This is a genomic window from Mesorhizobium sp. M4A.F.Ca.ET.020.02.1.1 (assembly GCF_004022645.1).
Classification (GTDB): Bacteria; Pseudomonadota; Alphaproteobacteria; order Rhizobiales; family Rhizobiaceae; genus Mesorhizobium.
Genome location: NZ_RZOI01000055.1, coordinates 3,203 through 16,872, shown reverse-complemented (window position 1 = coordinate 16,872; position 13,670 = coordinate 3,203). Strand labels below are relative to the sequence as shown.

Below are 13,670 nucleotides of genomic sequence, written 5' to 3'. Positions count from 1 at the left end.
AACTTCTACTTCTATGCCGACGAGGTTATGGACAATGCCGCTAGGGTGAAATGCGGAAGAAATTAAACGTGCGGATTGTCAATCTCCGGCAACAAAAAACATCCACTGGCCGGCCGGCGTAATGCCGACGCGGTAGAAGATGTAGGCGCCGAACTGCTTCATGTCGTTATAGTCGCCGGCGGTGACGATCTTGAACAGCTCGACCCGCTGCTTGGCGTCGAGCTTGTCGAGCGGCAGGGCGAAGAAATACGGCCAGACATAGAGTTCCTGCGGCGTGCCGGCATCGACATGGACGTAGCCGGCGCTCAGCACCTCTTCCATGATGGCGAGGATTTCCTGACCCTCCGAGTCGCCGGCAAGCCCCTTGAGGAAGGTGATCGGATCGCCCTCGATGTCGCCCAGGGACAGCTGTGTCATCGAATCGCCCTTGCCGATCAGCGGCCTGAGCTTCTCGATGTCGCCGCTCCGGCAGGCCTCGACGATCAGATCATGCATGCGCTTGACCGGTTCCGGCAGCTTGGCGAGGTCGTAGACGACTTCCGGCGGCGGTGCGTCCGGGTCGGAGTTCGGGCTGGCGGTACCGCCGTCGTTCGCAGGCCCTTCCGGCTGGCTCTCCTCGGGCGCGTTGCCCGGCTGGCTGGTGGCGGGCGGGGTCGTGCCGAGCGGATCGGGCATCGGCACGGCGCTGCCGGGCGGCGCCATGTCGTCATCGGCCGATGGTGTCGCCGGCGAGGGCAGGTCCTCGCGTTTGATCTCGCTCAGGGCATGGGCAGGGCTGATCGTGAGGCTGAGCGTCAGCGGAATCGCGGCGCAGAAGGCGGCAAGCCAGAGGCTGAAAACCAGGCCGCGCGGCTGGCCTGAGGTCGAAAAATTCACCGCCTGCCTCTCCATGTGCCCAAGCCCGCCGGGCTGCTCGGGCCGGTTGGGTGCCTTTGATGCAATGATGCCCAAACGGCGCGCCGCCGTCAAAGAACCGGGCTCAGTGCTTCAGCCGCTCCGGTTCGAAGGCGCCGGCGATCACCTTTTCACGCATGCGATCGAGCAGGGCAAGAGCCGAGGTTTCGCCATTTGCGCGCAGCATCTCGCCAAACGCGGTTTCAAGCGCTGCCTCGGCGATGATTTCCGGCTCGATGCCGGCCGACAGCCCTTCCGCCCACGCCTCGCTATGGCTTTCCACGGCGGTCAGGCGCTTCTCCTCCCTGACCAACGCGTCGATGTCGTTGACGGCATGTTCCATTGCGATGTCCACCCTGTTCATGCGGCGATCCTTTGTGCGGACCGGGCCTGGGCTGTCCCTTTCACACGCGGGCTTGAGTAACCGTTTGTAAATACGACATTTTTGGGGTCATACCCGACAAAATCCGTCGCGTTGCAAAAGCCTGCGTTCGATAGTTTCCAAACTTAGCCGATTAGGCCGGCGAGCGGCACCAAAACCTTCAGTTTGAGTTAATTTCACATCCGCACCGTAACGTTTCGTTAACGCTGTTGCAGAAGTGCAACATAAGGATTGCACCAAGATGGCGGCATAGACAAGCGCTGGTTCTGAAAACCTGTGGGTGGCGAGGGGGCGGGAGGCCGGATGCCGTCAGTTGCCGTAGCGCGAGGCGATGTCGCGCGACAGCGTCTCGCCTTCCTTCATGTAGCGGCTGATGGCTTCCGTAGCCGAGGCCGTGCATTGCGTATAGGTGCCGCCGAAGGAACGGTAGCCGCGGTTGAACGAAGCGATGAAGCGGGCCCGCCGCTCAGGGTCGGGGTTTTCCGATGCCAGCAGCTTTTCCATTTCGACCCGCCACTGGTCGCCCTTCTCGCCGCAGAGATTGCGCAGGAAATGAAGCGATCCCAGCACTTCCGCCAACCGCATCAGCCCTGGTTCGAACGGCGCCTCGGCGGGGAACGCCGGCCAAGCCGTCAGCGCCATGCTGGCGGCAAGGCATGCGGCAAGGAGAGGCGAGGCGCGGGTCATCGGGACCTTGTCGTGGCGAGGATAAGGCTTTGTGGCGAAACATTTTGTCGCCTGCAAGGCGATTTTCGCGGCCCTACGCTCCTGTATTTTTCTGAGACCCGAGCAATTCCTCCGCCACCTCGAAAACGTCTCCCGCCAGCGGCATGGTTACCATCTCGGCAAGCGTATAGAACGCCGCGGTCTCGGCATCGTCGCTGGCCACCGGCTCGCCGCCGGCGTAAGCCGCGCCGAACACCGTCAGCAGATAGTCGACCGCGTGATTCTCACCGCTGCCATCGATGTGGATATCGCGCAGCGGGCGGTAGCCATCTGCCCGCAACCCGGTTTCCTCCTCGAGCTCGCGCGCCGCCGCTTGCGCCAGCGACTCGCCAGGCTCGACCTTGCCGCCCGGATAGGCATAGAGCCCTTGCGACGGTGGCCGGGCCCGCTTGACCAGAAGTACCTTGTCGCCGCGCACGATCGCGACGGAAACGGCCGGTATGATCTTGCGAGCCTCGTTCATGCGCTTCGAATCGCGTCAGTTGCTGGCTGAGGTTATGGACCGGACAGCTCTAGCGGTTACAGTGCTGCGGTTCCATCGCCACTTTCACGGCGATCCCGATCGAAGAGTCAAAGCCATGAGCGGACGCTTTGCCCTTACCGCCACGCCGGAGCAGACCGCCGCCTTTCTCGGCCTGGCGGAGCTGGAGGCGTTTCCGGCCCGCTACAACATCGCACCGACGCAGCCGGTGCTGATGGCGCTTGCGGGTCCGCCAAGGGCGCCGGGTTCCAACCTGCCGGACCGGCAGGCGATGCTGGTGCGCTGGGGGTTGATCCCGGCTTGGGTCAAGGACACGCGGGAATTCCCGCTGCTGTTCAATGCCCGCTCGGAAGGGGCGGCGGAGAAGGCTTCGTTCAAGACCGCCATGCGCCATCGCCGCGCTTTGGTGCCGGCCTCCGGCTTCTATGAATGGCAGCAAGCCGGCGCGGGTGCCGCGGGCCAGCCTTACTGGATCCGTCCCAGGCATAGTGGGCTCATTGCCTTTGCCGGACTGATCGAGACCTACGCCGAGCCGGGCGGCTCCGAGATGGACACCGGCGCCATCCTCACCGCCCGTGCCAGTTCGGGCATCGCCCATATCCACGACCGCATGCCGGTGGTGATCGAGGAGCGCGACTTCGCCCGCTGGCTGGATTGCCGCACGCAGGAGCCGCGCGATGTGCTCGACCTGTTGCGGCCGGCTCACCCTGATTTCTTCGAGGCAATTCCGGTTTCCGACCTTGTCAACAAGGTCACCAACACTGGGCCGGAGATTCAGGAGCGGGGCATTGTCGGGCCGCAACCCGGGAAGGTCAGGCGCCAGAAGCCCGGCGCGGACGACAGTCAGATGACGCTATTCTAGCGAAGACTGTGGAGGCCTTCATTTCCAGGCGCTTGTTCGCGCCCTCATCGCCGGCGCCCAGCGCCGGCTGCGTGCCTGTTCAGGCAGCGCGCGGCGAGATGAACTTCTGCGCCGGCTTCTTCTTCTTCGCGGTGTGAAGAAGGGCGGCGACAATCGCGGCCGGTCCGATAGCCCTGTATTGGTTGGCGAGCGCCGGTTGCTTGGCTCGGCTCGGTTCCTGCTTGCTTCGTGGCATTGGTCTCTTCCCTGGTAACATTTCTGTGTCCGCGTTTGATGGCCGATTCCGACCAAATCGTGACGCCTGGCGATCTAGCCGGCGAAAGTTTCATCACTGTGCCGACATGTTTAATAAAATGTTTCACTGTCTCATAAGCTGTGACCCGGCGACTCGTTTGCTCAAAGTTGCGACTTGACGGCAACACTCGCCAGGGCGATAAAGCCGCGCATGAAAACGTTTTTCGCCATTTGTGGCATTTGCATTATTGGCTAGCCTCGCGCTGGTCCGGACGTTTTCGCCTCATCTTTCCCCAGATTGGACAAACGCCCCGGCCAGCAGGCTGGAGCTCGATCTGCGCCTCGGCGCGGGCCGGCTCCATCCAAGACAGTAACGGACCGGGAGGGCACGCATGTCCAACGCATCGAAGGGTCTCAGCCTCTACAACACGCTGACGCGGACGCGGGACGATTTCGTCCCCATCGATCCGCTGAATGTGCGCATGTATGTCTGCGGCCCGACGGTCTACGACTTTGCCCATATCGGCAATGCGCGGCCGGCGATCGTCTTCGACGTGCTGTTCCGTCTGCTGCGCCAACTCTATGGCGAGGAGCACGTTACGTATGTGCGCAACATCACGGATGTCGACGACAAGATAAATGCCCGGGCGCTGCGTGATTTCGGCAGCCAGATCGCGTCGGGAAAGCTGTCGCTCAACGAGGCGATCCGCCACGTCACCGAAAAGACCGCCGACCAGTATCACAAGGATGTCGCTGCCCTTGGCTGCCTCGAGCCGACCTTCGAGCCACGCGCCACCGAGTTCGTCGCCCCCCGTGCCGACGGCAAAGCCGACATGCTGTCGCTGATCGGGCAACTCATCGAGCGCGGCCATGCCTATGAAGCCGAGGGCGAGGTACTGTTCGACACCGCCTCGATGCCCGACTACGGAGAACTGTCCAAGCGCAATCTCGACGAGCAGCAGGCGGGCGCCCGCATCGCCGTCGACGCGCACAAGAAGAATCCTGGCGATTTCGTTTTGTGGAAGCTGTCCTCGCCGGAAGAGCCCGGCTGGGAAAGCCCCTGGGGCAGGGGCCGGCCCGGCTGGCACATCGAGTGCTCGGCGATGTCGGCCGCCTATCTCGGCGAGGTCTTCGACATCCATGGCGGCGGCCTCGACCTGATCTTCCCGCACCATGAAAACGAGATCGCCCAGTCGCGCTGCGCCCACGGCACCGAGGTGATGGCCAACGTGTGGATGCACAACGGCTTCCTTCAGGTCGAGGGCCAGAAGATGTCGAAGAGCCTCGGCAATTTCTACTCGATCCATGAGCTGCTGGAGACCGAGACCTTTGGCGGCCGCAAATGGCCGGGCGAAGTGCTGCGGCTGGCGATGCTGATGACGCATTACCGTGAGCCGATCGACTTCTCCGTGCGCAAGCTGGAAGAGGCCGAAAACACCTTGCGCAAATGGAAGCGCGCGGCCGATCTCGCGCCGGCGGCCGGGCAATTGCCGACGGAGGTCGTTGCGGCGCTGTCCGACGATCTCGCCACCTATGCCGCCTTCCAGCAGTTGACGCTGCTTGCCAGCGAGGCCGCGGAAGGCAACGCCGCCGCCGCGTCGCTGAAGGCCGCGCTTGCCTTCCTCGGCTTCGATGTCGGCACGGCCGAGGTGGACGAGGCGGCCATCGCCAAGGCCATCGCCAAACGTCTGGCGCTGATCGCCGAGAAGAACTGGCCTGAGGCCGATCGCATTCGCGACGAGCTTCTGGCGCAAGGCGTGCAGCTGAAAGACGGCAAGGATCCTGTCACCGGCGAGCGTATCACCACCTGGGAGGTGAAGCGGTGAGGGTGGCGCCAAGCACCCCCCTCTGCCCTGCCGGGCATCTCCCCCTCAAGGGGGGAGATTGGCAGCTCCGCCGACGGCGTTCGTCTTGCGAGGTGGGTGATTGGCGAAAGCAGTGGCGACATCTGATCTCCCCCCTTGAGGGGGAGATGTCCGGCAGGACAGAGGGGGGTGCCTCGCGATGACCCATTATCGCGTATCTCCCATCAATCGCGGCAATGCGCGCAAGATGCGCAAGCAGATGACAGATGCCGAACTCAAGCTTTGGAATGCAATACGCGTACACCGACTCATGGGGCTGGCGTTCCGCCGTCAGATGCCGATAGCTGGCTACATCGTCGATTTTGCATGTCCAACCAAAAAGCTGATCGTTGAGCTGGATGGCTCCCAACACGCTTCACATGAAGTTTCCGCATCTGACGCAGCAAGAACAGCCAGGCTTGAAGCGCTCGGCTGGACCATCCTGCGCTTCTGGAACGACGACGTCATCCGCGATATCGACAATGTCTGCCAGCACATCGTGATCGAGGCTGGCCTCGCCGGCGCCGATAGGCCGGCACGCGAACCAGCAAGGGAGGCAGTTTTATGATCGACCATCTCGGCATCACCGTTTCCGATTTCGACGCCTCGAAGGCCTTTTACGACAAGGCGATGGCGCCGCTCGGCGCTTCGCTGCTTTACATGGTGCCCACAGAATACACCGGCGGCGCCAAGGTCGGCGGTTATGGCCGCGACCGGCCGGTGTTCTGGCTGAGCTCGGGCAAGGACAAGCCGAAGGATCACCAGCATGTGGCCTTCACCGCGCGCAGCCGCGCCGAGGTCGATGCCTTCCATGCCGCGGCCCTTGCCGCCGGCGGCAGGGACAATGGCGGACCGGGGCTCCGCCCACATTATCATCCGAACTACTACGGCGCCTTCGTCTTCGATCCCGACGGCAACAATGTAGAGGCGGTCTGCCATGATCCGGAGTGATCAGCCATGAGCCTCGACAACCGGCCAGTCTACACAGGCGGCTGCCAGTGCGGCGCGGTGCGCTTCCGCGTCGAGGGCGCGCTGGGCGATGCCTCGATCTGCCATTGCCGCATGTGCCAGAAGGCGAGCGGCAATTTCTATCTGCCGCTGGTCTCGGTGCGCGGCGCCAAGGTCGAATGGACGCGCGGCGAGCCCAAGCGCTTTCGTTCTTCCAGCGCAGCATGGCGCGGCTTCTGCGCGGAGTGCGGCACACCGCTGACCTTCGAGGCGCCCGACGGCATGGCGCTGGCGATTGCCACCTTCGACGATCCGGCCGGCATCGCGCCCACCATCCAGTGGGGCACCGAGGCGAAGTTGCCTTACGTCGATTCCGTCCCGCAATTGCCGGGTGAGGAGACAATGGCCGACATCGGCTCGGCGCCTTATCTGGCGGAGCTCGTCTCCTATCAGCACCCCGACCACGACACCGACCAATGGCCGCCGGAGGAAAGACCATGACCGATCAAGTTCGAACCGGCGGCTGCCAATGCGGCGCCGTGCGCTTCCGCATCAACGGCAAGCTAGGGCGCCCGTCGATCTGCCATTGCCGCATGTGCCAGAAACAGTTCGGCAATTTCTTCGGAGCGCTGGTGACGGTGCCGAAGGACGGCGTCGAATGGACCCACGAGGAGCCGAGCTATTTCCAGTCCTCGGTCAACATCGATCGCGGCTTCTGCCGCCGCTGCGGCACGCCGCTGACCTATCGCCAGCCCGGCGCGCTGGAGATCGCCATCGGCGCCTTCGACGACCGCTCGGACCTCGCGCCGCTGATCCAGGTCAACTACGCCGTCCGCTTGCCCTGGGTGGAAAAGATATTCGAGGCGCCGGTCCTCGACGACCCCGACTTCTATCGACGGCAGGAGCAGATCATCTCCTTCCAGCATCCCGATCACGAGACGGCCAACTGGCCGCAGCAGGGCTTGAAACTATGACAGTCATGAGTGGTGGCTTGCGTACGCTCTATCCCGAGATCGAGCCGTTCGAGACCGGTATGCTCGATGTCGGCGACGGTCATAGGGTCTATTGGGAGCGCTCCGGCACCAGGGACGCCAAGCCCGCCGTGTTCCTGCACGGCGGTCCGGGGGGCACCATCTCGCCGAAACACCGGCGGCTGTTCGATCCGAAGCTCTACGACGTCATCCTGTTCGACCAGCGCGGCTGCGGGAAGTCGACGCCCAACGCTTCGCTCGAGGCCAACACCACCTGGCATCTGGTCGCCGACATCGAGCGGCTGCGCGAGATGGCGGGCTTCGACAAATGGCTGGTCTTCGGCGGCTCCTGGGGCTCGACCCTGGCGCTCGCCTATGCCGAAACGCATCCTGAGCGGGTGAGCGAACTCGTCGTGCGCGGCATCTACACGCTGACCCGCGCCGAGCTCGAATGGTACTATCAGTTCGGCGTCTCCGAGATGTTCCCCGACAAGTGGGAGCGCTTCCTGGCGCCGATCCCGGAAGCGGAGCGCGACGACATGATGGCCGCCTACCGCAAGCGGCTGGTGGGCAGCGACCGCAAGGCACAGGTCGAGGCAGCCCTCGCCTGGAGCCTGTGGGAGGGCGAGACGATCACGCTCTTGCCGGAGCCTGAAACCAGCGGCAAGTTCGGCGAGGACGACTTTGCCGTCGCCTTCGCCCGCATCGAGAATCACTATTTCGTCCATGCCGGCTGGCTCGAGGAGGGGCAGTTGCTGCGCGACGCTTGGAAGCTGAAGGACATCCCTGGCACCATCGTTCACGGCCGTTACGACATGCCGTGCCCGGCGCGCTACGCCTGGGCGCTGCACAAGGCCTGGCCGAAGGCGGATTTCCACCTCATCGAGGGCGCCGGCCATGCCTATTCGGAACCAGGGATCCTGGACCGGCTGATCCGGGCGACAGATGGGTTTGCGGGGAAAAAATGACAGCCCGCAGCACCCCCCTCTGTCCTGCCGGACATCTCCCCCTCAAGGGGGGAGATTGGCCTTCGTCGCGGCTTTCGCAAATTTTCAACGCTGCAGGTTGTGGCGCGGCATTCGAACTGCTGATCTCCCCCCTTGAGGGGGAGATGCCCGGCAGGGCAGAGGGGGGTGTTCAAGCGCCCACAGAACGATGACAAAGCAACGCCTCTACCTCTTCGACACCACCCTTCGCGACGGCCAGCAGACGCCGGGTATCGACTTTTCCGTCGAGGACAAGATCGCCATCGCCAAATTGCTGGACGAGTTCGGCATCGACTATGTCGAGGGCGGCTATCCCGGCGCCAACCCGACCGACACCGCCTTCTTCCAGGAGAACCGCACGGCCAAGGCAAAATTCGTCGCTTTCGGCATGACCAAGCGGGCAGGTGTCTCGGCCTCCAACGATCCGGGGCTGGCGGCGCTCGTGCAGTCGAAGTCGGACGCCATCTGCTTCGTCGCCAAGAGCTGGGACTATCATGTGCGCGTCGCGCTCGCCTGCACCAACGAGGAAAACCTCGACTCGATCAAGGTCTCGGTCGAGACGGCGGTCGCCGCCGGCAAGGAAGCCATGGTCGACTGCGAGCATTTCTTCGACGGCTTCAAGGCCAATCCGTCTTACGCCCTGGCCTGCGCGAGAACCGCCTACGATGCCGGCGCGTGCTGGGTGGTGCTGTGCGACACCAATGGCGGCACGCAGCCGTCGGAAGTGCGCGCCATTGTCGAGACGGTGATCGCCGGCGGCATTCCGGGCGACCATCTCGGCATCCACGCCCACGACGACACGGGGCAGGCGGTGGCCAATTCGCTGGCCGCCGTCGAGGCCGGCGTGCGCCAGATCCAGGGCACGCTGAACGGCATCGGCGAGCGCTGCGGCAACGCCAACCTGATCTCCATCATCCCGACGCTGGCGCTGAAGCCGGCCTTCGCCGATCGTTTCGAGACCGGCATTTCGACTGAAGCGCTGACCGGCATTTCGAGGCTCTCGCGGGCCTTCGACGAATTGCTCAACCGCGCCCCGGAAGCGCAGGCGCCCTATGTCGGCGCCTCCGCCTTCGCCACCAAGGCCGGCATTCATGCCTCGGCGCTCGCCAAGGAGCCGGCGACTTACGAGCACGTGCCCCCGGAAGCCGTCGGCAACCGCCGCCGCGTCATGGTCTCCGACCAGGGCGGCAAGGCCAATTTCCTCGCCGAGCTGAAGCGGCGCGGCATCGACGTGCCGAAGGATGACCATCGGCTCGATGCGCTGATCGCCGTTGTCAAGGAGCGCGAGGCGGAGGGCTATGCCTATGAGGGCGCCGACGCCTCCTTCGAGCTGCTCGCTCGCAAGATGCTGCACGGCCTGCCGGAGTTCTTCAATGTCACCTCCTTCCGCTGCATGGTCGAGCGTCGCTTCGACGCCAACGGCCAGTTGAAGACGGTGTCGGAGGCGATCGTCAAGGTGATGGTCGATGGCGAGGAGAAGATGTCGGTCGCCGAGGGCCATGGCCCGGTCAATGCGCTCGACATCGCGCTCAGGAAGGACCTCGGCAAGTACCAGAACGAGATCGGCGACCTCGAGCTTGCCGACTTCAAGGTGCGTATCCTCAATGGCGGCACCGAAGCGATCACGCGCGTGCTGATCGAATCGCACGATTCCAGCGGCGCCCGCTGGTGGACGGTCGGCGTGTCGGAAAACATCATCGACGCCTCCTTCCAGGCGCTGATGGATTCGATCATCTACAAGCTGATGAAGAACCGCGACATGGCGGGGCTGGTGGCGGCGGAGTAGGCGCTTGGGCTCTTCGATCAGCTGGTTTGGCTTCCGGGGCTACGGGATCAAGGAAGCCGCGGCCTTGTTCGGCAGGGAAGTCGGCGGTTCATCGGACGATTTCGATTCGCCGGTGAATGCTTATCGCAGCGACAAGAACTGGGCGATCATCATCCTTGGCTACTGCAGCTTTCCCAATCCTCCTGACAGCTACCTGTCGGCGTTCTCGCAGGGCAGGGAACTGGTCGTCGTGCATATCGAGGAACACACGATGTTTTCTCGCGCCGAGCTCTGGAGCGCCGGTAAGAATATCTGGAGGGTTTGGCACAGCGGCGACAAGGAGGTCAGCGATCTCCAAACCACGGGAGATCTTCCAGCCTCCTTTGAAACCCTGCGGCAGCGAGCGTTTTCACAGCAGGACAAGGAAGGTGATGTCGACTATGTCTTCGACATTCCTCTCGATCTGGCGGCAGAGTTGACCGGCTTCAGGCACGATGAGGGGGCACCCGACCGGCTTTTCTTCGAGCTTGTCGAGAAACCCGCCCAGCACTGAGTTGGCACTCAGTCTCGGCACCTGGAGCGAAGTCAACCGCTTGAACCATCACCAAAAGTCCATTGATCCATCATAATTTTGTGATGGTCTTGCATGGCCGGCTGGGCCATAGCGTTGGGCCATGGTCACCGAGACAGCTCAGCTTGACGCAGATGCCAAGGCCCGCCGCGGCTTCTTCCTGGCGCTGGGCGCCTATTTCTTGTGGGGGCTGCTGCCCTTCTACATGAAGGCGGTGGCGCATCTGCCGTTGATCGAGGTGATCTGCCACCGCATCGTCTGGTCGGTGCCGATCGCCGCATGCGTTTTGGTCTGGGCCGGTCGCACCGCCGATTTCAAGGCCGCGGTCCGCTCGCCCAAGAGCATCGCCATGGCGGCGCTGACGGCGACGCTGATCTCGGTCAACTGGGGGATCTATGTCTGGGCGATCGCGGTCGACCGCACCGTCGAGACCGCGCTCGGCTACTACATAAATCCGCTGGTGGTAGTCGTCGTCGGTGCGCTGCTGCTCGGCGAGCGGCTCGACCGGCTGCAGATCGCGGCGGTTGCGCTGGCCGCCATCGCGGTGACCGTGCTCACCATCGAGGCCGGCAAGCTGCCCTGGGTGTCGCTGGCGCTGGCATTTTCCTTCGCCGCCTACGGCTTCTTCCGCAAGACGCTGCCGATCGGCCCGAGCCAGGGATTTCTGCTCGAAGTGCTGCTGCTCTCGGTGCCGGCGCTTTGCTATATCGGCTACTTGATCGCCACCGGGCAGGACCATTTCGTCTCCAGCACTGGTTCCGACACCGCACTGCTGATCGGTTGCGGCCCGATCACCGCGGTGCCGCTGCTGCTGTTTGCCTTCGGCGCCAGGCTGCTGCGCCTCTCCACCATCGGCATCATGCAGTATATCGCGCCGACCATGGTGTTCCTGATCGCCGTGCTCGTCTTCGACGAGCCGTTCGGCAGGACGCAGGCAATCGCCTTCGCCCTGATCTGGGCGGCGCTGGCAATGTACAGCTGGTCGATGTTCAAGGGGCGCCAGGCGGTCCCCGCGGCAAGATAAGCAATTCCAGGAAAAGTGCGCAGCGGTTTTCCGTCCGGAATTGCGTCAAAACAAGGAGTATGCCCGGTGTACGTCTTGCACATTGCCAACAAGAACTATTCCTCATGGTCGCTGCGGCCCTGGGTGCTGATGCGAGAGCTCGGCATCCCGTTCGAGGAGCGGCTGACCCCGTTCCCGACCGGATCGAGCTTTACCCTCTACCGGGTGTTCTCGCCGAACGGCCGCGTGCCGTGCCTGGTCGATGACGGCTGGGCGGTCTGGGATTCGCTCAGCATCGTCGAATATCTGGCCGAGCGCCATCAGGGCGTATGGCCGGCGGACGCGAAGGCGCGAGCCTGGGTGCGATCGGCGGCCGCCGAAATGCATTCGAGCTTCATCGCGCTGCGCAATCTCTGCCCGATGAGCTGCGGCCTCAGCGTCGAGCCGTTTGCGATGTCCGACGCCCTGAAGCACGATCTCTTCCGTCTCGGCGACCTCTGGAACGATGGCCTGGCCCGCTTCGGCGGTCCGTTCCTCGCTGGCGAGCGCTTCACCGCCGCCGATGCCTTCTTTGCCCCGGTGGCGTTTCGGGCGCAGTCCTATGGGCTGGTTTTCGAAGGCGCCGCGGCCGCCTATCCCAAGCGGCTGCTCGACCTGCCTGCTATGCGCGAATGGTACGCGGCGGCCCTCGCCGAGACCTGGCGTGAACCGGCCCACGAGGCCGAGGTCGCCGCCGCCGGCACTGTCATCGAGGACCTGCGGGCGCCAGCGTAGGCTCCAAACCCGCGCGAGCCGCTTCAGGCGCTGCGTGGGCCGCGATGAAGGCGTCGATGGAACCGAAGAACGCCGGCTGCTCGGCGCGGATTTTCTCGTCGCTCCAATCCCACCACCGGATCGCAAGCAGGCTTTCGATTTGGTGCGCGTCGAACCTGTAGCGGATAAGCCTGGCCGGATTGCCGGCCACGATCGCGTAGGGAGCGACGTCCTTGGTGACGATGGCTCCAGCGCCAACGACGGCACCGTCTCCTATCCTGACACCAGGCATGACTATGGCGCGGCGCCCGACCCACACGTCATTGCCGATCTCGATGGGGCCATTCGTGAGCAGGTCCGATCCATCCGGCTCCTCCCTCGTCACACGAACCTTGAACGGATAGGTGGAAACGAATGATGTCGGGTGATTGGCGCTGCACATGAAAAGCGCTTCATTGGCGATCGAGCAAAAGGCGCCGATCCTGAGCGAGGAGTGCGCTCCACAGCCGTAAATCATTTTTGACTCGACGCCATAGGTCCAACGGCCAACGGACGCAAATGGCGGCAGCGCGGTCTTGTCTCGGCGGAGCCCGAGCCATGTTCTGAGCTTCCTGGCGAACCCCATGCGCATCCTCATCGAAACGGGATGCTGGTCGAAGCATCCGCGATTCCGAGTTGTGTACCACAACCCAAAATCCCGGAGTATGGTCTCCTCGGCCGGAAGGATCCGGTCCTACACGCGCCCGAGCCGCCTGACGAACAGATAGACGGCGCAAGCGACGAGCAGCGACACCGCCGTCACCACCCAAAATCCGATCGGCGAGTCCAGCAGCGGCAGGCCGCCGACATTCATTCCGAACAGGCCCGAGATGATGGTCATCGGTAAGAGCACCGCCGTCATAACGGACAGGATATAGAGCAGCTGATTGGACTGCATCGTCAGCTTGGCCATCAACTCGTCCTGCAGCAGCCGCGTGCGCGCCTGCAACTGCTCGCCGTCGTGATAGAGCGTGTGCGCCCGGTGCGAGAGCCGCGCCGCCATGTCGTTGACCGGATCGGGCAGGTCGTTGCGGTGCGAATGGTCGAGATGCCGAAACAGGCTGGTCAGCGTCGCCATCTGCCGGTGGATCACCACGAGCTGCCGGCGCGCGTCGACCAGCGCTTGCCGCTCGCTGTGCCATGCGTCGCACACGATCCGGTCCTCGATGCCGTCGAGCGTCTCGGATAGGCCGCCGAGCTCGGCCGCGCTG

At 63.7% G+C, this 13,670-nt stretch carries 18 protein-coding genes; 11 read left to right on the top strand and 7 right to left on the bottom strand.

The features are described 5' to 3' along the window. Window positions 1-78: 78 nt before the first annotated feature. From EN742_RS06440 to EN742_RS06425, 4 genes are all read right to left on the bottom strand, one after another. The gene (locus tag EN742_RS06440; RefSeq protein ID WP_189375203.1) at window positions 79-876 is read right to left on the bottom strand and encodes a hypothetical protein; all 798 of its coding nucleotides are present in this window, start codon (window positions 874-876) and stop codon (window positions 79-81) included. Between the two features lie 103 nt (window positions 877-979). Then, window positions 980-1,237 (bottom strand): hypothetical protein, encoded by a 258-nt coding sequence (locus tag EN742_RS06435; protein ID WP_126059159.1) that lies wholly within the window; start codon window positions 1,235-1,237, stop codon window positions 980-982. Between the two features lie 348 nt (window positions 1,238-1,585). Then, window positions 1,586-1,963, bottom strand: a complete 378-nt coding sequence (locus EN742_RS06430; protein ID WP_126055696.1) for a TIGR02301 family protein — start codon at window positions 1,961-1,963, stop codon at window positions 1,586-1,588. 73 nt (window positions 1,964-2,036) lie between these two features. Then, window positions 2,037-2,465, bottom strand: a complete 429-nt coding sequence (locus tag EN742_RS06425) for an NUDIX hydrolase (RefSeq protein ID WP_126055695.1) — start codon at window positions 2,463-2,465, stop codon at window positions 2,037-2,039. A gap of 115 nt (window positions 2,466-2,580) precedes the next feature. On the opposite strand from EN742_RS06425, the gene EN742_RS06420 reads away from it, so the two are divergent. Then, on the top strand, window positions 2,581-3,345 hold the full coding sequence (locus EN742_RS06420; RefSeq protein WP_126055694.1) for an SOS response-associated peptidase: 765 nt from the start codon (window positions 2,581-2,583) through the stop codon (window positions 3,343-3,345). A 79-nt stretch (window positions 3,346-3,424) separates the two neighbouring features. Here the strand turns inward: EN742_RS06420 and EN742_RS06415 are convergent, their stop codons facing one another. After that, window positions 3,425-3,580, bottom strand: a complete 156-nt coding sequence (locus tag EN742_RS06415; RefSeq protein ID WP_126055693.1) for a hypothetical protein — start codon at window positions 3,578-3,580, stop codon at window positions 3,425-3,427. Window positions 3,581-3,971: 391 nt separating this feature from the next. Between EN742_RS06415 and cysS the strand changes: the two genes are divergently transcribed. From cysS to EN742_RS06360, 10 genes are all read left to right on the top strand, one after another. Next, window positions 3,972-5,405: a cysteine--tRNA ligase gene (cysS, locus tag EN742_RS06410; RefSeq protein WP_126055692.1), complete on the top strand. Its 1,434-nt coding sequence runs from the start codon at window positions 3,972-3,974 to the stop codon at window positions 5,403-5,405. A gap of 178 nt (window positions 5,406-5,583) precedes the next feature. Next, a complete protein-coding gene (locus EN742_RS06405) occupies window positions 5,584-5,991 on the top strand; it encodes a DUF559 domain-containing protein (protein ID WP_126055691.1) in 408 nt (135 codons plus the stop codon). Further along, window positions 5,988-6,374: a VOC family protein gene (locus tag EN742_RS06400; RefSeq protein ID WP_126055690.1), complete on the top strand. Its 387-nt coding sequence runs from the start codon at window positions 5,988-5,990 to the stop codon at window positions 6,372-6,374. Before EN742_RS06405 ends, EN742_RS06400 begins: the two co-directional genes overlap by 4 nt. Window positions 6,375-6,380: 6 nt before the next feature. Next, window positions 6,381-6,872 carry a GFA family protein gene (locus EN742_RS06395; protein ID WP_127406684.1) on the top strand — a complete coding sequence of 164 codons (492 nt, stop codon included), beginning with the start codon at window positions 6,381-6,383 and terminating at the stop codon, window positions 6,870-6,872. Beyond that, a complete protein-coding gene (locus tag EN742_RS06390) occupies window positions 6,869-7,345 on the top strand; it encodes a GFA family protein (protein ID WP_126055688.1) in 477 nt (158 codons plus the stop codon). Before EN742_RS06395 ends, EN742_RS06390 begins: the two co-directional genes overlap by 4 nt. Window positions 7,346-7,350: 5 nt before the next feature. Beyond that, window positions 7,351-8,310 (top strand): prolyl aminopeptidase, encoded by a 960-nt coding sequence (gene pip / locus EN742_RS06385; protein WP_127406683.1) that lies wholly within the window; start codon window positions 7,351-7,353, stop codon window positions 8,308-8,310. 187 nt (window positions 8,311-8,497) lie between these two features. Continuing rightward, a complete protein-coding gene (gene cimA, locus EN742_RS06375) occupies window positions 8,498-10,114 on the top strand; it encodes a citramalate synthase (protein WP_126055686.1) in 1,617 nt (538 codons plus the stop codon). Between the two features lie 4 nt (window positions 10,115-10,118). Then, on the top strand, window positions 10,119-10,646 hold the full coding sequence (locus tag EN742_RS06370) for a hypothetical protein (RefSeq protein WP_126055685.1): 528 nt from the start codon (window positions 10,119-10,121) through the stop codon (window positions 10,644-10,646). Between the two features lie 121 nt (window positions 10,647-10,767). Next, window positions 10,768-11,688, top strand: coding sequence for an EamA family transporter RarD (gene rarD / locus EN742_RS06365; RefSeq protein WP_128332557.1), 921 nt, complete (start codon window positions 10,768-10,770; stop codon window positions 11,686-11,688). A 66-nt stretch (window positions 11,689-11,754) separates the two neighbouring features. After that, window positions 11,755-12,441, top strand: a complete 687-nt coding sequence (locus tag EN742_RS06360; protein ID WP_126055683.1) for a glutathione S-transferase family protein — start codon at window positions 11,755-11,757, stop codon at window positions 12,439-12,441. Here EN742_RS06360 and EN742_RS39180 read toward each other — a convergent pair. Together EN742_RS39180 and EN742_RS39175 are read right to left on the bottom strand one after the other, a co-directional pair. Then, window positions 12,413-12,937, bottom strand: coding sequence for a CatB-related O-acetyltransferase (locus tag EN742_RS39180; protein WP_281033530.1), 525 nt, complete (start codon window positions 12,935-12,937; stop codon window positions 12,413-12,415). The genes EN742_RS06360 and EN742_RS39180 overlap by 29 nt on opposite strands. A 216-nt stretch (window positions 12,938-13,153) precedes the next feature. Beyond that, on the bottom strand, window positions 13,154-13,670 hold a 517-nt coding region (locus EN742_RS39175), incomplete at its 5' end, for a CorA family divalent cation transporter (RefSeq protein WP_281034943.1).